The sequence below is a fragment of the Pseudoalteromonas luteoviolacea NCIMB 1944 genome (assembly GCF_001625565.1).
GTDB classification, from domain to species: Bacteria; Pseudomonadota; Gammaproteobacteria; order Enterobacterales; family Alteromonadaceae; genus Pseudoalteromonas; species Pseudoalteromonas luteoviolacea_F.
Window position 1 is genome coordinate 63,823 of the sequence record NZ_AUXS01000041.1, and the last position, 23,765, is coordinate 87,587.

Here is a 23,765-nt window from a genome sequence, read left to right on the forward strand (position 1 = left end):
GACTCTCACAGGCCTTCTCCCTAAACTGAGTCACAAGTTAACCAAATGGAATATGCGTAATGAAAACTTTATCTCTACTCTCACTAGTACTGGCTGCGGCAACTTCTTTTTCAACAATGGCAAACATCAGCGATGATAAGCACAGAGTGGGTGCCCAGTTATCTGGTGGCTCAGCATCTTACAAAAGTTCGAGCCAAGATGGCGACGGCGTTGGCCAATTGTACGTTTATTACAACTATCAATTTGACCCAACTTGGGCGCTTGAAGTAGGTCTAAACGGCGGTGGTGACTCAGATAAGTGGGAATGCACAGACACACAAAACAGAAAGTTCACGTGTACTCAATTGAACAAAACCTTATTCGAAATAGGTGCAAACGATTTGGAATATGGCAATTTGATCGTCGCGGCCAAAGGCCAGTATAAATTGACAGAGCGAAACTCTCTATACGGTAAATTAGGTGCTAACTTTTATGATTATGAACTCAACCGAGGTAGCAAAACCTTAGAAGAGGATGATGGTGTCGGCTTTGTCGCTGAACTAGGGTGGCAGTACGACTGGCAAAATGGCATGGCGATGAACGTCAGCTATCAGTACCTAGATATGGGTGACCTGGACGTATCTGCACTAGGCGTTGGTGTCAGCTATCGCTTTTAAGTAAACTCTGATGTGGTATATACAGCGTAATGGCAACTCCGCCCATTTCGCTGTGTGAAGCACTGATCTCCCCCTTGTGTGCTTGGATGATCTGCTGACAGATCGCCAAGCCAAGGCCCGAACCTCCATGATCTCTGCTGCGTGACCCCTCGCAGCGATACAGCCGCTCAAATATTTTCTCTAAATCTTCATTGGCGACACCTGGAAATGAGTCCTCGACTAAGACCGTCAATCCCTTTTCATTCACATTCATGGATATCTGAGTTTTTCCGCTTGAACTGGTATAAAAATGACTATTTCTCAAAAGATTAAAAATAACCTGTCGGATCCTCGCTGCATCCAAATTACAAATAGAGTCGTGCACTTTTTCAGAAAATGACAAGGTTTGTTGCTTGGTCGCATACATAGGCTGAAATTCCTCGACAATTTCTTTAAGCAATATGCTGACATCTACAGGCTGTTTATCTAACACCATGGCATCATTATCAAATTGCGCCGATTGGTAGATATCTTTTATTAAATTATCGAGATGGCTGATCTTTTTCTGGATTTTCAAAAAACCTTTGACTGGATCAGGCTCTATATTGTGCTGCATTGCTTCTACAGTCAATTTTAAAGCCGCAAGTGGGGTTCTTAGTTCGTGAGAGACATCAGCCAATAAGCGATTTTTCTGAGCGAGAGATTCAGCCATCATGTCGGACTCTAGCTCAACAAATTGCTGCTTCTGTTTTTGTCTTTTGTATATATAGATGGCAACAGCCATAAAGCATAATAGCAACGACGCCCCCATGCCACGCTGTAGTTTTAAGTTTTCTAGGGTTGCTTTTGCCAGGTCTTGTTCATTTTGGATCAGCTTCAAAGCCTGCTCTTGCCGTATAAACTCTACGTTTTGCTGCATGGTCAGGGCTTGCTGTTTATCTAGATCATGATATAGCTGAGTTTTAGTATCTATAAATGCTTCAAGGCTGAGCATTGCGAGCTTATACTCTTCTAGCTGCTGTAATGCTTGCGCCTGATATTTCAGCAAAGTAGCGCGATATGAGTTGCCAATTCCCGGCAGTGCCATCACAGCTTCGATTTCAGATAACGCCTTCTTGTATTGAGCTTGAGCTAGACGGATCTCTATAATGACGATGCGAACAGTGTGTTCTGTTCGTTTCGCTTTCGCCTCAATTGCAAGTTCTAAAGCTTCTTGCGCCACTGATAAAGCCTGTGCCAAAGCTGACTGTGCAACATAAATATTGGCTAATATACTCAGCTGCCAGGCAAGATCGCTATTAGCGCCACTGGCGCGTGCGAGTTTGATACCTTCTTGACTATGATCTAGTGCTTCGCTTATCTTTCCGAGCTGCAAATGAACTTGGCTTAGTTTACCGTGGCTGTTAGCGATATGAATCGGATCACCAAGCGCCTTGTCCACTTCTAAAGCCTGCTTAAAATGCTGAAGTGCCTGTGGGTACTTTTCTAGATCTCGATAAATTTCGCCAATATTATACAGTGAGTTGGATATCCCCTGCTGATTTTGTAGCTGACGCTGTATGTTAAGCGACTTTTCGTGAAAACGTAGAGCGAGTTGCAAACTCCCCATGTAATCGTAGATCACACCTAACTGATTGTAGTACTTGGCTAAACGCGCTTTGTCTTGGATCGGAGCAACCAAGGAAATGGCATCTTTAATGACCCGCTCTGCCTCACTGTAGTTAGCTTGATACCTCAAAGCTCGAGCGAGTAAATGTAATATGTCACTTCGTAAAGTCAGGTGTTCTTTTGGCACCAGATTTCGTGCTTGCTCCAATAGCAGTAACCCCGTACTTATATCGCTTTGTTTAATTGCTAACTGGGCCTGCAGCAATTTGATCTGTGCTGGCGCTTCCTTGAATGTACTCATTACGGGGAGATAAGACTCTAATTCATATAGATGCTGTTTAGCCTCCATAAAGTGTCCTAGTTTAGTCTTTGCTTTGACTTCAATAATTTTAAGTTCAAACCAAAAACGTGAACTTGGCTGCGGGTGTATAAATAGCTGATTAAGCTCATCTACTTTGACTAATGTTTGTTTTGGATTTTGTTCCAATGAGAGGGAAAGTTGAGATAATGAAGTCTGTACCTGCTGATCACTCGCATAAGTGAGCGGTATTGATAACAATAAAATGAGTAATAAACTAACTTGGTGACCAAATAACACAGTACAGAGCGACTCTCACAAAATGGCATTTCGATAACTATAAATGGTTCAGCTGCACTCGCTGGATATTCAGGTGCTACGCTTTGCCCACTTCATACACTAGATAATTTAACCGTTTTTCGCCAACTTAGCACCTATTGTTTATAAATAAGCCAGCAAAAGAGTCGTGTTATATCTGTACTTGGTATTTTTTCCCTACTTTAACTATTTAAAAGCTGCTGCTGTAAAAGTTGGATTTGATCACGAACTTGCGCCGCTTTTTCAAACTCCAATTCACGTGCATGCGTCATCATCTGAGTTTCTAGCTGAGCTATCTGTTCGGTCAGCTGAGCCGTTGATTTACCTGCTGTCGATATTGGTAGACCTTTACCCTGCTTCACTTTATTTGAGTTTGTATGATCAATCTCTTGCACTTCTTCGCCCAAATCCATCACATCGGTGATCTTTTTATTTAAGGCTTGCGGCACAATACCGTGCTGCTCGTTGTAGGCTTGCTGCTTTTCACGTCGACGCTCAGTTTCATCAATCGCAGCGCGCATCGAGCGCGTGATCCGATCGCCATATAGAATCGCCTTTCCATTAAGGTGTCTAGCTGCACGACCTATGGTCTGAATTAGCGATCGAGTCGAGCGTAAAAACCCCTCTTTGTCAGCATCTAGAATAGCCACTAGTGAAACTTCCGGCATATCGAGACCCTCACGCAACAAGTTTATCCCGACCAATACATCAAAAACACCTTTCCTAAGATCTCGAATGATCTCCATTCTCTCAACCGTATCTATATCAGAGTGCAAATATCGCACTTTGACATCGTGATCATTTAGATAATCGGTGAGATCTTCAGCCATTCTCTTCGTTAAAGTAGTCACTAAAACACGCTCTTTCAACTCGACGCGCTGATAAATCTCAGATAACAGATCATCAACTTGCGTTGTCACTGGGCGCACTTCAAGCACGGGATCAAGTAAACCTGTCGGACGGATCACCTGCTCAGCGACTTCGCCACTTGAGCGTTCAAGTTCATAGTCACCCGGTGTAGCCGACACGTAGATCGTCTGAGGGGCAATAGATTCAAACTCTTCGAATTTTAACGGTCGATTATCCATTGCCGAAGGTAACCTAAAGCCATACTCAACAAGATTTTCTTTCCGACTTCGATCCCCTTTATACATAGCACCAACTTGCGAGACCGTGACGTGTGATTCATCAATGATCATCAATGCATCATCTGGCAAATAATCGAGTAAAGTCGGGGGTGGCTCACCTGGTGCTCTGCCAGACAAGTATCGACTGTAGTTTTCAATGCCTGAACAAAAGCCCAGCTCTTGCATCATTTCGATATCGTATTGCGTACGCTGCGCAACTCGCTGCTCTTCTACGAGTTTATTTGCATCCATCAAATATGCTCTGCGCTCTTTTAGCTCGCCTTTGATCTTATCAATCGCATCGAGTATTTTTTCTCTTGGCGTAACGTAATGCGTTTTTGGGTAGATGGTTGCTCTGACTAGGTGTTTGTCGACTGCACCGGTTAGCGGATCAAATAAACTGATACGTTCGATCTCATCATCAAACATTTCAACCCGTACCGCTTGTGTTTCTGATTCAGCTGGGAAGATATCAATAACCTCTCCACGCACTCGGTATGTACCGCGCGAGAAATCCATGTCATTGCGAGTATATTGCAGTTCAGCCAAGCGACGGAGCATAGCCCGCTGCTCCATGGTTTCACCCACTTTGAGCAACAGCATCATTTTCATATAAGAGTCGGGATCACCCAAACCATAAATCGCAGAGACCGAAGCGACAATAATAGTGTCCCTTCTTTCGAGCAGTGCCTTGGTAGCAGACAATCTCATCTGCTCAATATGATCATTGATCGAAGCGTCTTTTTCAATAAAAGTATCACTGGCTACAACATAGGCTTCGGGCTGGTAATAGTCATAATAAGAAACAAAGTATTCGACGGCATTGTTTGGGAAAAACTCTTTCATTTCGCCATATAATTGTGCCGCTAGCGTTTTGTTGTGCGCCATAATAATAGTTGGGCGATTTAGCTTGTGAATAATATTCGCCATCGTAAAGGTTTTACCTGTACCCGTTGCACCTAGTAAGGTTTGATGGGCAAGCCCGGCCTCTAGACCATCACACAGCTGAGCAATCGCAGTCGGCTGATCACCATTTGGTGAAAATTCGGATACTAACTCAAAAGATTCATTCATGAAGGTTGCACCTCAAGACGTTCATGTTGCATGTTGTTTAGGGTTTTTCTAAACCACATATACGCTGAAACAGCTGTAAATAAGTTACCAATTGCAGCGCCAATAAACAGTCCTGTTAACCCCGCAATATGAGAACCAATATAAGCGCAGGGTATATAAAAAACAAACAGTCGAACAATACTTAAGATCAACGCATTCATTGGTTTATGTAAAGCATTGAAAGATGAATTGGTTAGTATAATGATCCCCTGTAAGCCATAACTAAGCGGCAACGTGTAAATGAAGAGCTTAATAATTTCTATGACTTCAGGTTCATTACCAAAAGCTTGACTCACCCAGTGCGCTGTGAGGAGTAAAACGATGTAAATTGCAAATTGCCAAACAAGTACAAATCTAAGTGTTCTGGTATAGGCTTCTTTGACCCTTGCAAAATTACCCGCTCCATAATTTTGGCTAACAAAAGGAGGTAAGGTCATCGATAATGCCAAAATAACCAAACAAGCAATAGACTCGATACGACTTCCCACGCCAAATGCCGCAACAGCTTGCGCACCATAAGTTGCAACGATTGCAGTCATCACAGCCATTGCAATAGGCGTCAGCATATTCGCACCAGCCGCCGGCAAACCTATTTTCATAATTTTGGATACAGCCTCCCAAGTACTTTGGGTAGGGCTTGAGCAGCTTAAAAGACGTTTTTTTACTGCCAGTAAGTAAATAATTACCACCACACCAACGGCCCATGCAACTACCGATGCAATTGCAGCCCCTTGTACGCCCATCTCAGGAATAGGCCCTAAACCAAAAATGAGTATTGGATCCAACACTGCATTAATGAGACCGCCCAGCCCCATAATCATGCTTGGGGTCTTGGTGTCCCCTGATGCTCGAAGCACCGAATTGCCGATCATTGGCGTGATCAAAAATACTGCGCCAAAGAACCATACATTCATATACTCATGTATATAAGGAAGTGTGGTTTCATCTGCCCCCAAAAGTGTAAATATTGGGTCCATCAACAAATACCCTACTCCAGCCAACAGCGCGACCAAGACAGCCGCCAATACAAGAGAAACAAATGCATCAAATTTGGCTTCTTCTATATTTTTACTACCCAGAGCTTTCGCTATCACAGCAGAAGTACCAATGCCTAGACCAATCGCTAAGCTAATAATGGTGAATGTAACAGGAAAGGTGAAACTCACCGCGGCAAGCGGCTTGGTGCCTAGTAAACTGATAAAGAACGTATCGACTAAATTGAAGCTCATCAACATGATCATGCCAAATATCATTGGCACAGTCATACGCTTTAACGTAGCTGGAATAGAGCCACTCAAAATATCACTATGGGAACTAGATTGGCGTACTGCGGACATAAATTATGATACCTCGTATAACAGCCCATCATTCTAAATCATCATACTGGATGATGCCATGCTATTATTGTGCGCAATACGATTGAAGCACAAAAAAGGATTAACACAGCTAAAATTGGTTTTTTTGCCCAATTCTTTGTCAAACAGACCTCTGAACAAAAAATGTCAATTTTGTTTCAGATTCAGTCATTCTTCGGCTCACTTTTTGCACATCAACCAAACAATGTTGAAATAAATCTTTAAAAATACTCACATCTGCCATGAATTCTAACCAAAAGAGCTATATACATGATTTTATTGAAATTTAAAAAAACATAAAAAACTATTGCTTCCCTCTAATGCCACGGTTTACTTAGCTTTCGTAGAGTTCTTAAAGATTAATAAACAATGTTATCCACAGATTCCGTGGATAAGTTTGTAGAGCCTTTAAAAATAAAGGCCTAGGCAGGGATCATATCGGCCAATTCATTTTATTTAAATGATCATTTTATTTAATAGCCATGATCACACCCATTCTTTGCGTTTTTTTGCTCGTGTGTAGCCCAATTTGACAAATATGCAAGCGGCCAAATGATAGGTAAAAAACACATAACAGATTGTTTTTAAGTAGCTTTTAAAAAACAGATGGCTAGCCTATGCATTAAATAGGTAAAATTTGAGTAAAATATTTACCAAATCGACTGTAAAAGAAGTGCAAACTAATCTACTTTTAAGATCCCTATTAGGATCAACTTTATCAAAATCTACGATCTCAGAAAAAGTGCAAAAAATAGTCCTTTCGAATAATTTTGAGACATAAACCACAAAAAACACGCAATAACTTAATTATGTGGGTTCTTAATACAGACATGAGAAAGATAAATTTGCGAACTCATATCGCTGCGATCCTGTAAATAGCTCCCTATTTCATATCTAATCTGCGCTCACGTCCACTGTTCCAAAGTTAAAGATGATTAAAAAAAAGCTTAATTGTTGATTAATCCATCGAAAAGACAGTTTTTTTGCATAACTGTGATTTTTATTGTTGACACTTCGCCGTGTCGTCATTAATATTTCGCCCCGTTGAGAGACATGCTTCCCCCTTAGCTCAGTTGGTTAGAGCGACGGACTGTTAATCCGCAGGTCCCCCGTTCGAGTCGGGGAGGGGGAGCCAAGTTTCTAAACATATAACGATTCCCCCTTAGCTCAGTTGGTTAGAGCGACGGACTGTTAATCCGCAGGTCCCCCGTTCGAGTCGGGGAGGGGGAGCCAAATCGTTATAAAGTGTAGTTCCCCCTTAGCTCAGTTGGTTAGAGCGACGGACTGTTAATCCGCAGGTCCCCCGTTCGAGTCGGGGAGGGGGAGCCAACTACTCTTATCATTCTATTGTTCCCCCTTAGCTCAGTTGGTTAGAGCGACGGACTGTTAATCCGCAGGTCCCCCGTTCGAGTCGGGGAGGGGGAGCCAATTCTCAGAATATGTTAGACTTTTTCCTATCAATGCTCTACTCTACAAGCACCTTGACTGGTGAATTTTTGCTATATAATTAGGACTACTACCTATATCGAAATGCACGCTTAGCGTATTTTCAATATGAGCAATTCTCAGTAATCCCGATTTATGTTTGGCAGCATTATATTCATTTACTAATGCTAAAGGGTATTTCTTCCATTTTCAGGCAGAAGATTAATAATGGCAGGCTTTAAAAAACTCATATTTCTACAATTTGCATCTTGGTTACTTTTCTCTGCGGTGGGCAGCTTTTTTGTTGCTTCAAGCTTTGACAGCGCTGTAAGTCGTGCGCAAATGAGCGCACAACAAATGGTCAGTAATTACATTCAAGAAAAAACCATGAATGATATGACCCCAGAACATATTCGCCTGTCATTGAGTAATGGAAATGTTTTTTCTACTTTTATAGTAAGAGACTTTTCCGGCCAAGCAGTTTTGCAACTGGGCGCCCCTACCCAGCTACCATTTTTAGCTGATCTCATTGCCAACACCTTTAATTCCATTCGACCACAATTTGCTGTCAATAAAACCAAAGACATCAAAATAGAGTTTGTGATCAATGCTCAGAGTCAAGCTTCATTGTTGCAGCAGTCACTGCTATTAATGTTATTGATTTCTGCGCTTGTTGCTTTTATTCCTATCTTTTATATGCAAGCCATCTATAAAAAACTGAATCGCAATGTCAGTATGACTGTTGCCAACGCCGTTGATGTGTATATTACGCAAAACCAAGTAACAGAAAGCATAGAAGAAGACTTCAATACCGGTAAAGTTACCGAACTGGGCGCAGAATTAGCCCCCTCTTTTAATCGCTTAGCCCACTTTCTGAAAAGTAAACAAGAAGATATTAAGTCAGCTGCACACTCTATAAAGCAAGAAGCTTATAAAGATGTTGTAACTGGGCTTGGCAACCGCAATATGTTTGTAGAGTATTACGAACATCAAATTGAACAGGCGAACAATAAAAGCTTTGGTACTTTGGCAATGATCCGTTGTAGTGAATTGCAAATGATCAACCAAACTCGTGGTTATCAAAAAGGGGATGAATATATTCGTGCCGTGTCAGATATTGTTAAGCACGTTAGCGGCACCTATACAGGAAGCCAAGTTTTCAGACTCAACAGCTCTGACTTTGCCGTTATTCTACCAAATGTTCCTTCAAAAGAGGCCGAGCAATTTGGTGAGACACTTCAGGCTAGATTTACCCAATACCAGCAAAACCAAGAGCTGGCCTCCGTTGCAAACGCAGGTATTGTGTCCTATGAGTCCGGCAAACCCCTTGGAGAGCTCCTCTCTGTCGTCGATAACGCAATGAGCATGGCGCAAAGTAAACAAGCTAACGCGTGGCATTTACAGCGCGAAAGTGACATTGTTAATAATGTAGGTGCTGGGTTTGGTAACCAAAACTGGCGCCGAGTCATTCGGGAAGTTATCGACAGCCGCCGTGTTAACCTGATGATGCAAAACATTATGCCTATCGGTAAAAATGTCAAAGCCTATGCCGAGATCCAATCGCGCTTCAAAACTGAAGACAATCAAATGCTGCCGACGGCTTCCTTCTTAGCCATGGCTGAAAAGCTCGACATGGCTATTGAGATTGACCAACTGATAATTGATAGCTCACTTGAATTAATAAAAACACGTAATTTCAACGAAAAGTTTTTTGGCATCAATGTTACCGCCTCTAGTGCCCACAGCGATCAATTTGTGATCTGGCTAGAAAGAAGACTACTTAAAGATGGTAACTTGGCATCTAAGCTCATTTTTGAGGTCAGTGAGTTTGGCTTACAACAAAATATCAAAGCCAGTAAACGCTTTATAGATATGGTTCACCGTGTCGGTGCACGTATCACTGTAGAGCGATTTGGTGTTGGCTTGACCTCATTTAAATTCTTTAGGGATTTAAAACCTGATTTTATCAAAATGGACGCAAGTTATACCCGAGGCTTGGAAGAAGACAAAAACAATCAATATTTTATGCGTTTAATGGTTGATTTGGCGCACCGTATCGGTGTCAGTGTTTTTGCCGAAGGCGTTGAAAGCCAAGAAGAAAAGCACATCGTTGAAACGCTCTGTCTCGACGGTGTACAAGGTTATTACATCGAAAAGCCCAAAGAAGTCTAAAACCACAAGTTTTGGAGGGATACTTTATCCCTCCATGAATTGTCAACATTCCCTACCAATTTTTCATTTCAATGCAAATAAAGTCTGCTAAATGTTGTGATCTCAGCGTGGAAAATTGTTAGAATTTCCAGTCTTATGACACGTTGCGAAACGCAGATAGATAGTTAGTTAAGGGGCATGAATGACAGAGTATATGTTGTTGCTTATCGGCACGGTGCTGGTAAACAACTTTGTATTGGTTCAATTCTTGGGACTTTGTCCATTTATGGGGGTTTCAAGTAAACTTGAAACAGCCATAGGTATGTCATTGGCAACCACATTCGTTTTAACGCTTGCGTCTGTCACCAGTTACTTAGTTAATCAATATATCTTGCTGCCATTAGATCTGACTTTTCTCCGCACCATGAGTTTTATACTGGTAATTGCCGTGGTTGTGCAATTTACAGAAATGGTGGTGAGAAAAAGCAGCCCTACTTTATACCGATTGCTGGGGATTTTCCTCCCACTGATCACCACCAACTGCGCTGTTCTTGGAGTGGCATTACTTAACATTACAAAAGAGCACACATTTATTAGCTCTGCCGTATATGGTTTTGGCGCGGCTGTAGGCTTTTCATTAGTGTTAGTGTTATTTGCTGCACTGCGAGAGCGTTTAGCCGTTGCAGACGTCCCTACCCCGTTTAAAGGCGCTTCAATTGCCATGATCACCGCAGGCCTTATGTCGCTTGCATTTATGGGCTTTTCTGGATTGGTGAAGTTGTAAAATGACATTACTGTATGCTTTGATAGCTATCGGTGCACTCGCACTCGTCTTCGGCTTAATTTTAGGCTATGCAGCCATTAAGTACCGTGTTGAAAGTAACCCTATTGTGGATCAGGTTGATGCCATTTTACCACAAACTCAGTGTGGTCAATGTGGCTACCCAGGCTGCCGACCTTATGCAGAAGCAATTGCCAATGGCGACGATGTCAATAAATGTCCCCCGGGTGGTGAAGCAACGGTTAAAAAGCTCGCAGACTTGATGGGCGTTGAAGCAAAGCCGCTCGCCGGTGGAGAAGAAGCTGAGCCAATTAAAAAAGTCGCTTATATACGCGAAGATGAATGCATTGGGTGTACCAAATGCATCCAGGCATGCCCTGTCGATGCGATTGTCGGCGCGACCCGACAAATGCATACTATCATTGCCGACGAATGTACCGGATGTGATTTATGCGTAGAGCCCTGCCCCGTTGACTGCATAGACATGATCCCAGTCGCCGAAACAAAACAATCTTGGAAGTGGCAAATAGACGCCATTCCAGTGAAACAACTTGATTGAGAGGTTTAAGTGGAAACATTACTTGAACAAATTGAAAGCGGCAAGCTGTGGCAATTTCCCGGCGGCATTCATCCACCAGAACAAAAGTCTATCTCCAATCAGGTCTCAATCGGTTCTTTACCTCTACCTGAATACTTGGTGCTGCCGTTAAAACAACATATTGGTGCTAATGGCCAGCTCCTTGTTAATAAGGGGGAGCATGTATTAAAAGGTCAAGTGTTAACACAACCTGGTACTAACTGGTCTTTACCGATCCACGCGCCGACCTCTGGGACAATCACAGATATCAAACCCATGCCCTCAGCTCACCCTTCCGCAATGCCGGAACTGAGCATCGTATTGACGCCTGATGGTGAAGATAAATGGTGTGATTTGCACGCTCGCACATCTATTGATGACCTAGACAATAAAGCGCTGATAGATATTATCCACCATGCAGGTATTGCAGGCATGGGTGGCGCAGGCTTTCCAACATATGTTAAAGCCGATAGTGCTAAGACGATTGAATTTTTGGTAGTCAATGGCGTCGAGTGCGAGCCATACATCACCGCAGATGATATGCTGATGCGAGAGCATGCTGAAGATATCATCCGAGGTATTGAGGTGATGATGTCTATCTTGTCTCCTCAGTGCACCTTAGTTGGCATAGAGGATAACAAACCTGAAGCACTGGCTGCTATGAAGCTTGCAGCTCAACACAACGACAAAATATTGGTCCGCGCCATCCCAACCAAGTATCCTTCTGGTGGCGAAAAGCAATTGATAAAAGTGCTCACTTCCAAAGAAGTACCCAGTGGTGGGATCCCCGCAGATGTAGGCGTATTGGTTCAAAACGTTGGTACTTTATTTGCCGTTAGTGAGGCGATTTATAAAGGTAAACCATTGATAGAGCGGGTAGTCACTGTCACAGGTAATACCATACAAACCCCTCAAAATGTTTGGGCACTGCTCGGCTCTGAAGTAAAACACCTATTATACAGCCAAGGTTTTACGCCTGTTGATGAACAGCGTGTGATCATGGGCGGTCCAATGATGGGATTCACTCTGCCAACAGTTAGGATCCCAGTAGTTAAAACTACCAACTGCGTTTTAGCACCTGACAATCAAGAATTAGCTATCGCAGGACAAGAACAAGCTTGCATTCGTTGTAGTGCTTGTGCAGACGCCTGTCCACAAACCTTATTGCCTCAACAACTGCAATGGTTTGCGAAAGGACAAGAGTACGACAAGCTCGAAGAATACAACCTATTTGACTGTATTGAGTGTGGCGCTTGCTCGTACGTTTGCCCAAGTGAAATTCCCTTGGTGCAATATTACCGTGTTGCGAAAGCCGAGATCCGAGAGCAAAAACTTGAAAAGGTTAAAGCTGAGCGTGCCAAAGAGCGTTTTGAAGCGCGAAAAGTTCGTCTTGAAAAAGAGCAAGAAGAAAGGCAAAACCGTCATAAACGTCCAGCGCGTAGCGCGCCTGCAAAAGACAAAGCTAAAGTTTCAGAAGCGCTTGAACGTGTTAAGAAAAAACGCCCAGAGCAATCTGCGGTACAAGCTGCTATTGAACGTGCTAAAGCGAAAAAAGCAGAAGGTGATGCAGCTACACTTGAGCCCGATAATAGCGCCGTTGCACTAGAAAGAGCAAAAAGAAAAGAACAAGCCAGAAAATACAAAGAAGAAAAAGCAGGCGCAGATCAAGGCAGTGCACCAAAAGATGCTGTTGCAGCGGCTATTGCACGCGCCAAAGCGAAAAAAGCAGCGCAAGCTGAGCAACGCCCTGTGGAAAATGATGAGCAAGACCCACGTAAAGCAGCTGTTGCAGCGGCTATCGCTCGTGCAAAGGCTAAGAAAACAGCGAAGGCAACCGAGGAACCGGTGAACGAGGAACCCGCAACGGATGCTGCGCCGGAAGATCCGCGCAAAGCCGCAGTAGCCGCTGCCATTGCTCGTGCCAAAGCTAAGAAAACAGCGAAGGCCGCCGAGAAACCGGTGAACGAGGAACCCGCAATTGATGCAGCGGTGGAAGATCCGCGCAAAGCCGCAGTAGCCGCAGCCATTGCTCGTGCCAAAGCGAAAAAAGCGGCAAAAGCTGCCGCTGAGCAAACTGAAGAGCCTGTTAGCGAGGAACCTCTAACAAACGAAGCGGTGGAAGATCCGCGCAAAGCCGCAGTAGCCGCAGCCATTGCTCGTGCCAAAGCGAAAAAGGCGGCAAAAGCTGCCGCTGAGCAAACTGAAGAGCCAGTTAGCGAGGAACCTCTAACAAACGAAGCGGTGGAAGATCCGCGTAAAGCCGCAGTAGCCGCAGCCATTGCTCGTGCCAAAGCGAAAAAGGCGGCAAAAGCTGCCGCTGAGCAAACTGAAGAGCCAGTTAGCGAGGAACCTCTAACAAACGAAGCGGTGGAAGATCCGCGTAAAGCCGCAGTAGCCGCAGCCATTGCTCGTGCCAAAGCGAAAAAGGCGGCAAAAGCTGCCGCTGAGCAAACTGAAGAGCCAGTTAGCGAGGAACCTCTAACAGACGAAGCGGCGGAAGATCCGCGTAAAGCCGCGGTAGCTGCAGCCATTGCCCGTGCCAAAGCGAAAAAAGCGGCAAAAGCTGCTGCTGAGCAAACTGAAGAGCCGGTTATCGAGGAGCCCGCAACTGACGAAGCTCAGGAAGATCCGCGTAAAGCCGCGGTGGCCGCAGCCATTGCCCGCGCAAAGGCGAAAAAGGCCGCCAAAGAAGCAGAACAAGCTCGTTTGGAAAGTACAGATACATCAGAAGAAAACTGCACTTCAGCACCTGAAAGTGAACTCAGCCCTGAAGATAAACGTAAAGCAGCAATTCGCGCAGCCGTTGAACGCGCAAAAGCCAAGAAGAAAGCCCAAGAACAAGAAGGAAATGATCTGTCATGAAATTAACCATGGCTTCATCGCCCCATAATCACAGCCTGAAATCCGTCAACAAGCTCATGCTTTGTGTGATGTTAGCCTGCATTCCTGGGATCTTGGTGCAAAGTTACTTCTTTGGAATGGGTGTATTTATTCAGCTCGCGCTGGCACTGATCACCGTAAGCCTAGCAGAAGCTGCAATGCTCACACTGCGCGGTCGGCCCGTATGGCCAACATTAAGCGATGGAAGTGCTTGGCTAACCGGTGTGCTGATCGCGGTGAGTGTGCCTCCCCTAGCGCCTTGGTGGGTTGTCGTCATCGGCGCATGTTTTGCCATAGTTATTGTCAAACAACTCTATGGTGGACTCGGATTTAACTTATTTAACCCAGCTATGGCTGCGTATGTGCTGTTACTCATTTCATTCCCTGTACAAATGACCGCTTGGCTACCTATTCAGCCTTTATTGAGTGCACCACTCCCTGTACTTGACCAACTGGCTTTAGTTTTTACTGAATCCACCCGTTCAGGTCTAACTCTGGAGCAAGCTAGGCAAGTCATTGATGGAGCAACCGGCGCCACCCCCCTCGATCATGTAAAAACCGCAACAGGGCAAAACTTGACGGTCTCAGAAGCCATGGATAATAGCGCTTTCGCTCACTTTGCCGGTGAAGGCTGGCAGTGGGTAAACATCGCATATCTTCTCGGTGGGCTTTACCTACTGAAAGCCAAAGTGATCAATTGGCATATTCCTGTTGCCATGATTGTGTCATTATCAATTTGCAGTCTATTTGGTTATGTATTGGGCAATCAAGCAGGCGTAGCATTCCACTTACTGAGTGGGGCAACCATGATTGGGGCTTTTTTCATTGCCACAGATCCTGTATCTGCTTCAACAACAAACAAGGGCCGGCTGATCTATGGCGCATTAATTGGCCTTTTAGTGTATTTAATCAGGCAATATGGCGGCTACCCTGATGCTGTTGCTTTTTCTGTGTTGCTTCTGAATATGGCGGTCCCCTTGATTGACTACTACACCCAACCGCGCACATATGGACATGGAGCTAAAAAATGATCCTTGCATCAATGAAAAAAAATGGCGCGATCCTGACTGCGTTTGCGCTAGCAACCACAGGCAGCGTAGCACTAGTCCAGCAGCTCACTGCGCCGCGTATTGAGGCGCAAGAGAAAAAGCATTTAATGCGCACGCTGACACAGGTGTTACCCGCTGATAAATATAACAATGAACTGTATTTAGACTGTATCGAAAGTAACGCACCTGAACTTGGCCCCAATGGCCCACACCGTATTTATCGTGCAAAACATAACGGCCAGCCTGTTGCCCTACTTGTGCAACATATTACACCTGAAGGATATAGTGGCAACATTGATATATTAACTGCGCTATATGCCAACGCTGAAATCGCAGGGGTACGAATTACTCAACATAAAGAAACACCGGGCTTAGGCGATAAAGTCGAAGTTAAAAAATCTGATTGGGTGCACAGTTTTTCGGCGGTAAAAGTGCAATCAGCAGAGGATCCCCGCTTCAATGTTAAAAAAGAAGGTGGCATGTTTGATCAGTTTACCGGTGCCACCATCACTCCCAGAGCAGTGGTGCACTCAGTTAATACCGCAACTTGGTATGCACATCAAAACTTTGACAGCTTATTTGCACAGCCAAATATTTGCCAAGAGGAACAGTTATGAGTGAGTTAAAAACTCTGGCCCATGAAGGGTTATGGAAAAATAACGCCGCGTTGGTTCAATTACTTGGCCTATGCCCTCTTTTAGCCGTCACCAGCACGGTCACCAATGCACTTGGTTTAGGTATCGCGACGCTACTGGTTCTAGTAGGCTCAAATGTGACCGTATCAATTGTGAGAAACTGGGTGCCAAAAGATATACGTATCCCCGTTTTTGTCATGATCATTGCCGCGTTTGTAACGATTATTCAATTACTTATGAACGCATATACCTTTGGGCTGTATCAGTCTTTGGGGATATTCATTCCATTAATCGTGACCAACTGTGCCATTATCGGCCGTGCAGAGGCCTACGCATCAAAGAATACGCCTATCTTATCAGCATGGGACGGAGTGATGATGGGTCTGGGTTTTGCCGCTGTACTAGTTATATTAGGAGCAATGCGAGAGCTAATTGGCCAAGGGACTTTGTTCGATGGTGCAGAGCTGCTGCTCGGAGACTGGGCAGCGTCACTGCGCCTTGAAATCATCAGCTTTGACAGCCAATTTTTAGTTGCTATTTTACCGCCGGGTGCATTTTTAGGTTTAGGTCTTATCATCGCGGCTAAGAATTACTTTGACGAGCGTAAAAAGTCACAAACAAAGCCCGCGGCACCTGTCGAAAAAACACAAAGAGCACGCGTAACCAGTCTTACTTAAATCAACTTTGACACTCGCTTGAACCGTCATTCAATGAGTGTGAATAACCAAGTGTGATTGCTCGGGGCAATCAAGGGCTGTCATGCTTGGTCAACCAAACACTGAAAAAGCCGTCATGAATAAAGCAAAACGTTTAGAGATCTTAACTCGTCTACGTGAAGACAATCCAAACCCTGAATCAGATCTTGAATACAGCTCCCCATTTGAGCTATTAGTCGCGGTAACCTTATCCGCTCAAGCCACTGATGTAGGCGTTAATAAAGCCACACGTAAACTCTTTCCTGTTGCCAATACTCCTGAAGCCATCGTAGAGCTAGGGGTTGAAGGATTAAAAGAATATATCAAAACTATAGGTTTATATAATTCCAAAGCCAACAATGTTTATAAGCTTTGCCAGATCCTAATTGAAAAGCATGGCTCTGAAGTCCCTCAAGACCGCAAAGCATTAGAGTCGTTGCCAGGGGTTGGTAGAAAGACCGCCAATGTGGTACTCAATTGTGCATTTGGCTGGCCAACCATTGCGGTAGATACCCATATATTTCGAGTGTCCAATAGAACGAAATTCGCCATGGGCAAAGATGTCGTCGCCGTCGAAGAGAAACTAGAAAAAGTGGTTCCAAGAGAGTTTAAAGTCGATGTACACCACTGGCTCATTTTACATGGTCGCTATGTTTGCACTGCGCGCAAACCAAAGTGTGGCTCCTGTATTATTGAGGACTTGTGTGAGTTTAAAGAGAAAGCTGAATAGCAATTGAACTTCTTAACCTCTCTGGCTACCGCTTTTTGGAGATTGATTGGTGTTCGAGGCTATGTGCTATTAACTCCTTAAGAGCTGAAAATAGCAGTCCGCTCTCACAATTGCTCAACCTTGATATAAAGCAGCGAAGGGTGTGCATATGCACCCCCTAGATATCATCGCTGTTTTGAATACGTTTATTGTTATTACTTGTTTTTGTTGATAGGCTTTTTCCGTCTCCAAGGCTCAATTGGTTGCATAAAGTACCTCCACCACACGTACTTCCATGGAACCAAAATAATGAGCACACAAATTCCAATGAGCGATGCCTTTGCGTTTACAATGCTAGGGATCTCCTGACCTGCTATGAATGGCGGTAGTGCGACAACAGCCAGCCAAACTATTTTCCAAGCCATTTCATAGATCATAACCGGAAGGAATGCTAAAGGGCGAAATACGCCTCCAATTGCCAATATAGCAAGTGTGAATAGCATAGAGTGTCCGAGCCCTCTCCAATTACTCCACTGCGAAGCGCCCTCGAGAAGATAATTCAATTGCTTAGAGCCCAATACGATGACCATCGCCGCAAAAATTATTCGAAGTCCCCAGGTCTTCCAAAGCGCGACTTTTGGAGCGTCATCTCGCATCGGATCATACTCGTTTCTATTATCACTACTTACATAACTGCCTTCATTACCACTCATAGATTTTCTTCGCATAACCATACCTTGTTTTCTAAATTTCACCGCAATGCTGCCATGGGAGTGAGCTTAAAGAGCATCGAATTTGAAAATCGATGCTAAAAAAAGTTAATAAATCATAAGATTATCGAAAAAGAACAGAATTAATGTAGAATCACTGTAAAAGTAGGAGGGAATATAAATTGGATCTGCTAAAAATTGCGCAGCTAATTACTGTATTGCTATGTATGACATTTGCTATCTTTCATTATCGCCTTCGAAAAATACATGTTTTACATTTAGCGTTTGCCGTTTTTTGTGCATCTTCGTCAATGCATATTGCATATAAATTAACAGATCACTATCTATCCCCTTATCACCACCTGATAGGTATACTCGGTTTTGCCACTTGTAGCGGATACTGGCTATTTTCACGTGCATTTTTCCGAAAAACCAATCCAATTAACCGCCACCACCTCCTTTTTGTCGGCTTACTCGGGGCGTGCTTGATATTGAGGCACCTTTTACGTTTTTCTGAAAAGATGTGGCTGCTAGATACAAATTGGCTACCCGTGCTAATAACCGTTTTATCAGAGGCAATTGCAATATTCTCTTCAGGTATGCTCATTCTCGCGTTTTGGGAAGGTTATCGAGTGTTACACAGTGCAACAGCAGTACAACGTAAAATAAGCACAATTTACCTATCTTCTTTCATGATTTGCATTGTCAGTGTGATGTTAGTTTCCACAGCACTACCAACGGATTTGTTAGCAGGAGCAGGACGAGACTGGCTTGTGGTTTTCGCCTATGCCTTAATATTAGCCAGCACACATGGACTGATCCGAATTCGCCAACAGCAGCTTAACCAACAAGAAAAAAGTACAGAACCTAATATTCAAGAAGAAAACGCGCTCGCTAGTCAAATCCAAACATTGTTAGTTGAAGAAAAACGCTTTTTAGAATCAAGTTTGCGCGTCGCCGATATTGCTCGAGAGTTAGATGTTCCCGAATATCGTATCCGCGCGATAATGCTCAATAGTTTTAATGCCAAAAACTTCAATCATTACGTTAACCAGATGCGCATTGAATACGCTAAAGCGTTGCTAAGTGCACCTGACACACGAGATTGGCCCGTGCTCGTTATTGGCATTGAAAGTGGTTTTGCTTCTGCCGCCCCTTTTACCCGTGCATTTAAAGAGTTTGCTGGCTGCACCCCAGGGCAGTATCGCAAGCAACTAACCGAAACTAGGCACTGACTCGATAGAGTGTTGTGTAAAGCGATGTGCATCAGCTGCTCATTTTACATGATCGCTAAGCGCACACCACTAGAAAACACAAAACAACAAGAGCAACCTATATTGGTTGAAGACCCAACAGAAAATATACTTTTGTTATTATTGGCTGCAATTCATGATGTTTTTACAGTTCGCTTCAATACTAACAATCGCTTTGCCAAGACACTCGTGCCAAGAGTATCTTTTAATCGATTGTGCCAACCTGTAAAAAGTACTCTGATCAACCAATAAAAAAGCACGCCAATCATAAGATAAATAAGGGCATTGCTGTCTATAAAGTCTGGCCATCTATCTGATGTATTTGCAGAAAAAGACATCACAGCACCTAACAAAGCAAAACACGCTCTCCATGTGTGCCTTGCTATTCGATGTTTGCCACTAAGGCCACCACCTAAAATCATTTTAAGGTCTAAACACGCGGCCATCAGCGCCACTGATGCATGAATAGTGAAAATAGTTTTAAAAGTATTAGAAAGTTCAGTAGCAGTATAAACAAAGTAAAACAGATCTAGACTGACGTACAAGATTAAACACATTGCCAGCACGTCAAAAATACCCGTTGATTGCTCTTTTCTTAAGACAATGGCCCAAGCGGTAACGCCATAGTAAAATGTCAGCATTGACATAGTTAAGCCACCATTAAAAAACGCGGCTGTAACAGTCATGACTATCATAGCTAAGAAAAAAAGATTGCCGGACCATCTATGCCAGAGCTTTCCCTTAGTAAAACTTAAAGCACCTATACCAAACAACAACAAAAATGAACCTGCCATAATATGTACTGTGAGCATGACGTCTCCTTGTGATTTTGCATATGCCAGGGTGGACCAGCTGAGCCGTCAAACTGATGACTCATTCATATTGATGCCTATCCACACCATTAACCTGGTTGATTTTTAAACACCTTGTATTTGGTAATTTGGCATAACAGTCAGACAATGGACACCAATGAAATGTTACAAAAAATGACCGCCCCTATTTCCGAAGTAACTTTAAATTTAAAGTCTGTTACCTAGTAAATATAAAGACTATTACATTTCGTGATTTCTAGAATTGAACTAGCTTGTCGAAACAGCGCTTATGTTAGAAAGCCGATCCACAAAGCCTCTATGACAAGTATTGGAATTGTTTTTAACTAATGTAATAAGCTTTTTGCCTGTCTGATTGTCATACCAAATGTACTTCTGAATGTGCGGCTCAAATGCGCGCTGTCAGAAAACCCAGCGCCGTATGCAGCCTCTGTAGCCGTTGCGCCATTCATCATCATCTGCAATGCGCATAGCATTCTTCTCCACAATAGATATGGTCGCCACGCTATCCCGACTTGCTGCGAAAATAGATGCAAAAAACGACTCTCAGATAAGTGAAGTTTATGCGCCACATCCTTTGCTCGCCACTTATTGGGTTTGGCACATGCACCTGCGAAACAAATATTTAATTCGTCCAGCAGCTCACCTATACGAGTATCAGTAACAACACTTAAATCAGTATCTAACAAGCGCCCATCCAAGTTTATTGCAGCTAGCATACTGGCAAAGTGAGCAAACGCATCACCCTGCTGCCTTATTGGCAAATCAACTTCAGACCCTTGCGATGTTGGCATAGACATCCAAGACTGACTATTCAATCTCTCTTTCAGACATTGTCCTAATATGCTACTTGGCTCAATCAGTAGTACCCACCCCTTAGTCATGCTCAGGCAGTGGATCTGTTTTGAATCAATGACTACAACATTCTGAAGCACTTTTCCGTTCAACGTACACATCGCATCGCTGTCAGGCCAGATAAGCTGCATGGCCAGATGACTATGATAGTCCGCATCAATACTCTCACCATATGTCAGTACTAAGCCAGTCTTTATCCAAACATTAGAGGTTGTCACTTAAGTGCCTATCAATCTTCTTTTAACAATAGTGTATCCGCAATCCTAGTCACAACACTAGCGAATTACATTTTCAATCACGCAAGAGGCTTCGAAGATCATGTGGTATTGGCATAGACCTAAACGGGCTCACATTTGTCCCACCTGTATTCCCTTTCGGCACCCAAATACGTGAGAAAATAATCGAGGCAAGTATTCTCATTATTTGCCCAAACACCTCTCTTTTATCACCTGTTTTAAAACCGACTTTTAGCATCCACCAATGGCTTTGGGTATGTCTGACCACATAGGACTGCCCTAATATATGCGCTCTTTCGAGATGCTTGAAACAGTTATCAAAATCTCCCTCCGTATACAGCGCTTTTGCGGTTATCAATTCATGCTTGAAAGCTTGTCGTAGTTCTTTGTTCATATGAAACCTCTGTCGTTAGGAGCCGATATGGCACACCCACTCTTTCTCTAAAAGGAATCATAATTAATATGGAAATAATAAAATTGAACAAACTGGCTATTTGTATACTTTTGACACCCGCGAAAAGGGCTGTATAGATGTGTTACGGTAAGGGTGTGCAATCACACCCTTTACCTTGTTATTTACCCTTGAAACTTAGCAATAAATTGATCAACCAAAGACTTTTGATCAGACAACGCTTTTTGTGTATTTGACATGGTTTCTAACGACTTATCAGAGCTTTGCAACGAGTCAGTTGCCAGTTGAGAAATTGTCACCGCATTATTGTTTAACTCATTACTCACCCCTGACATCTCTTCGGTTGAAGTCGCTATTTGATAATTCAAGCTAGAAATGTCGTTAACAATGGCATTGATGCTATCCAAAGAAGCCTTAGTACCTTCTGCTTTTTCGACACACTGCCCTGACTTTTCCACGCCATTTTGGATAGCTTGCACAGCCCGTTCAGCTCTCTGTCTAAGGTTTGCGACAATGTCATCTATCTCTTTGGTAGAGTCTTGGGTTCTTTGAGCCAGCGCACGAACCTCGTCCGCTACCACCGCGAATCCTCGACCTTGTTCTCCAGCCCGTGCGGCTTCAATCGCTGCGTTAAGTGCAAGTAAGTTAGTTTGTTCGGAGATCCCTCTGATCACATCGACAACACCACCAATGTTCACCGTTTGCGCATTCAAGTCTTCAATATCAGATTGTGTTTGCGTCAACTCTTCAGACAAAGTGTAGTTGTTCTCCATATTTTCATTAACCGCTAGACTGCCCTCTTTGACTGACTTTAGCGCAGCTTCAGATTGAGATGCCGCATTGTTTGTATTCGAGGCGATCTCTTGAATCGTTGCGGTCATTTGATTAATCGCCGTTGCCAATGAACCCGTTTGCGCCTGCTGGTTGTTGAGTAACTGTGCGCTTTTATCACACTCATCAACGGTTTCTTTTGCGTGCTCACGTACCGTATCACTGGCATCTTTAACTCGCCCAAGCACTGCTCTTAACTCCGACTCGCGCGCTAATAAAGCCAGTTCGATTGCTGCAATGTCGTTGACTTTATTGATATAAATTTTCTGCATCAAGGGATTATCATAAACCTTACGCGCTTTTTCGCTTAGCTCTCGAACAGGCGATAACCTTTGGTATGTCAATGCCAATGCAATAACCACCAGTACCGTCTCTAAAATATAAGACCACGGCGAGGGCAGCGACGCGAAGACCATACTCAATATGTAAAATACACCGATAATCAACATCATTTGAGTAGACAGGGACATTGAAGCTCGGGTAAAACTTTCCGCCGAGGCACCGTCATTGAGTTTTTGATAGATTTTTTCTGCTCTATTAACGACTGCACGATCAGGCTTTGTTCTTACTGATTGGTATTCTACAGTCTGGCCACTGTTATTTGTAATGGGTGTGACATAGGCGTTCACCCAGTAGTGATCACCGTTCTTACAGCGGTTTTTTACCATACCCATCCAAGGTTTACCTGACTCGATATAGTTCCATAAGTTTTGAAACGCAGCCTTAGGCATACTTGGGTGGCGTACAATATTATGTGGCTTTCCCTCTAGTTCATGAAGTTCAAAACCTGCAACTTCGCAAAATTGGCGATTCGCATATTTAATTTGGCCTTTGGTATTAGTGGTAGACAGCAAATTATAGGAGCTGGGATAGTCGTACTCTCGGTTGGTTACCGTGGATCTTCCTTTAGTCATAGCAACTCACTCTAAATAAAAAAGCAATAGTAAGTGATAAAGCTAATGCGAGCATGACAAAAATGACTAAAAATTGTTCTAAATCAAGCTTATGGGATTGGATTACATTGAAATCTTGCCCAGTGACAAAAACTCAATAAACAATATTATGATGAATATCGCTCTTTATTTACCAAAGTCATTAAACACGAACGTCACATGCGCATTGCATAGTAAATTAAAGTTAGCAAAGGGAATTTAATAAGCAAGATTAATGAAGAATATCATTATAAGAGAAGTGTAATAAAGTGGCGTCCCCTAGGGGATTCGAACCCCTGTTACCGCCGTGAAAGGGCGGTGTCCTAGGCCTCTAGACGAAGGGGACACAA

At 43.5% G+C, this 23,765-nt stretch carries 18 protein-coding genes and 5 tRNA genes; 14 read left to right on the forward strand and 9 right to left on the reverse strand.

What is annotated here, in order from left to right; genetic code table 11:
- The first annotated feature begins 59 nt into the window (after positions 1-59).
- Positions 60-656 carry a porin family protein gene (locus N483_RS15280; RefSeq protein ID WP_023400916.1) on the forward strand — a complete coding sequence of 199 codons (597 nt, stop codon included), beginning with the start codon at positions 60-62 and terminating at the stop codon, positions 654-656.
- On the opposite strand, the gene N483_RS15285 is transcribed toward N483_RS15280, so the two are convergent.
- From N483_RS15285 to N483_RS15295, 3 genes are all read right to left on the reverse strand, one after another.
- Positions 640-2,841: a tetratricopeptide repeat protein gene (locus N483_RS15285; RefSeq protein WP_023400917.1), complete on the reverse strand. Its 2,202-nt coding sequence runs from the start codon at positions 2,839-2,841 to the stop codon at positions 640-642. The genes N483_RS15280 and N483_RS15285 overlap by 17 nt on opposite strands.
- A 200-nt stretch (positions 2,842-3,041) precedes the next feature.
- On the reverse strand, positions 3,042-5,060 hold the full coding sequence (gene uvrB, locus N483_RS15290; RefSeq protein WP_023400918.1) for an excinuclease ABC subunit UvrB: 2,019 nt from the start codon (positions 5,058-5,060) through the stop codon (positions 3,042-3,044).
- Positions 5,057-6,436, reverse strand: a complete 1,380-nt coding sequence (locus N483_RS15295; protein WP_023400919.1) for an MATE family efflux transporter — start codon at positions 6,434-6,436, stop codon at positions 5,057-5,059. Before N483_RS15295 ends, uvrB begins: the two co-directional genes overlap by 4 nt.
- A 1,076-nt stretch (positions 6,437-7,512) precedes the next feature.
- On the opposite strand from N483_RS15295, the gene N483_RS15300 reads away from it, so the two are divergent.
- The 12 genes from N483_RS15300 to nth all read left to right on the forward strand — a co-directional run bounded on the left by N483_RS15300 (position 7,513) and on the right by nth (position 17,377).
- Positions 7,513-7,589: transfer RNA gene (locus N483_RS15300), tRNA-Asn, on the forward strand.
- A 21-nt stretch (positions 7,590-7,610) separates the two neighbouring features.
- A tRNA-Asn gene (locus N483_RS15305) sits at positions 7,611-7,687 on the forward strand.
- 19 nt (positions 7,688-7,706) lie between these two features.
- Positions 7,707-7,783 (forward strand) — tRNA-Asn (locus tag N483_RS15310).
- 22 nt (positions 7,784-7,805) lie between these two features.
- Positions 7,806-7,882: transfer RNA gene (locus N483_RS15315), tRNA-Asn, on the forward strand.
- 225 nt (positions 7,883-8,107) lie between these two features.
- Positions 8,108-10,051 carry an EAL domain-containing protein gene (locus N483_RS15320; RefSeq protein WP_023399635.1) on the forward strand — a complete coding sequence of 648 codons (1,944 nt, stop codon included), beginning with the start codon at positions 8,108-8,110 and terminating at the stop codon, positions 10,049-10,051.
- A 181-nt stretch (positions 10,052-10,232) separates the two neighbouring features.
- Positions 10,233-10,814, forward strand: coding sequence for an electron transport complex subunit RsxA (rsxA, locus tag N483_RS15325; RefSeq protein WP_023399636.1), 582 nt, complete (start codon positions 10,233-10,235; stop codon positions 10,812-10,814).
- A gap of 1 nt (position 10,815) precedes the next feature.
- The gene (gene rsxB / locus N483_RS15330) at positions 10,816-11,370 is read left to right on the forward strand and encodes an electron transport complex subunit RsxB (RefSeq protein WP_023399637.1); all 555 of its coding nucleotides are present in this window, start codon (positions 10,816-10,818) and stop codon (positions 11,368-11,370) included.
- 9 nt (positions 11,371-11,379) lie between these two features.
- Entirely contained in the window at positions 11,380-14,250 is a 2,871-nt protein-coding gene (rsxC, locus tag N483_RS15335; RefSeq protein WP_081224011.1) for an electron transport complex subunit RsxC, read from the forward strand.
- The gene (gene rsxD / locus N483_RS15340) at positions 14,247-15,299 is read left to right on the forward strand and encodes an electron transport complex subunit RsxD (RefSeq protein WP_023400205.1); all 1,053 of its coding nucleotides are present in this window, start codon (positions 14,247-14,249) and stop codon (positions 15,297-15,299) included. Before rsxC ends, rsxD begins: the two co-directional genes overlap by 4 nt.
- Positions 15,296-15,934: an electron transport complex subunit RsxG gene (gene rsxG, locus N483_RS15345; protein WP_023400204.1), complete on the forward strand. Its 639-nt coding sequence runs from the start codon at positions 15,296-15,298 to the stop codon at positions 15,932-15,934. The genes rsxD and rsxG overlap by 4 nt, the downstream gene beginning before the upstream one ends.
- Positions 15,931-16,629: an electron transport complex subunit E gene (locus N483_RS15350; protein WP_023400203.1), complete on the forward strand. Its 699-nt coding sequence runs from the start codon at positions 15,931-15,933 to the stop codon at positions 16,627-16,629. Before rsxG ends, N483_RS15350 begins: the two co-directional genes overlap by 4 nt.
- 115 nt (positions 16,630-16,744) lie before the next feature.
- Entirely contained in the window at positions 16,745-17,377 is a 633-nt protein-coding gene (gene nth, locus N483_RS15355) for an endonuclease III (protein WP_036976660.1), read from the forward strand.
- Positions 17,378-17,571: 194 nt separating this feature from the next.
- Here the strand turns inward: nth and N483_RS15360 are convergent, their stop codons facing one another.
- Positions 17,572-18,084 (reverse strand): hypothetical protein, encoded by a 513-nt coding sequence (locus N483_RS15360; protein WP_023400201.1) that lies wholly within the window; start codon positions 18,082-18,084, stop codon positions 17,572-17,574.
- A 164-nt stretch (positions 18,085-18,248) separates the two neighbouring features.
- Here N483_RS15360 and N483_RS15365 point away from each other — a divergent pair, with 164 nt between their 5' ends.
- Entirely contained in the window at positions 18,249-19,301 is a 1,053-nt protein-coding gene (locus tag N483_RS15365) for a helix-turn-helix domain-containing protein (protein WP_023400200.1), read from the forward strand.
- Positions 19,302-19,453: 152 nt separating this feature from the next.
- On the opposite strand, the gene N483_RS15370 is transcribed toward N483_RS15365, so the two are convergent.
- The 5 genes from N483_RS15370 to N483_RS15390 all read right to left on the reverse strand — a co-directional run bounded on the left by N483_RS15370 (position 19,454) and on the right by N483_RS15390 (position 23,761).
- Entirely contained in the window at positions 19,454-20,131 is a 678-nt protein-coding gene (locus tag N483_RS15370) for a hypothetical protein (RefSeq protein WP_023400199.1), read from the reverse strand.
- 344 nt (positions 20,132-20,475) lie between these two features.
- Positions 20,476-21,222, reverse strand: a complete 747-nt coding sequence (locus N483_RS15375; RefSeq protein ID WP_023400198.1) for a helix-turn-helix transcriptional regulator — start codon at positions 21,220-21,222, stop codon at positions 20,476-20,478.
- Between the two features lie 73 nt (positions 21,223-21,295).
- Positions 21,296-21,634, reverse strand: coding sequence for a DUF3703 domain-containing protein (locus N483_RS15380; protein ID WP_023400197.1), 339 nt, complete (start codon positions 21,632-21,634; stop codon positions 21,296-21,298).
- A 182-nt stretch (positions 21,635-21,816) separates the two neighbouring features.
- Positions 21,817-23,397 (reverse strand): PAS domain-containing methyl-accepting chemotaxis protein, encoded by a 1,581-nt coding sequence (locus tag N483_RS15385; protein ID WP_023400196.1) that lies wholly within the window; start codon positions 23,395-23,397, stop codon positions 21,817-21,819.
- A 288-nt stretch (positions 23,398-23,685) separates the two neighbouring features.
- A tRNA-Glu gene (locus N483_RS15390) sits at positions 23,686-23,761 on the reverse strand.
- Positions 23,762-23,765 lie beyond the last annotated feature (4 nt).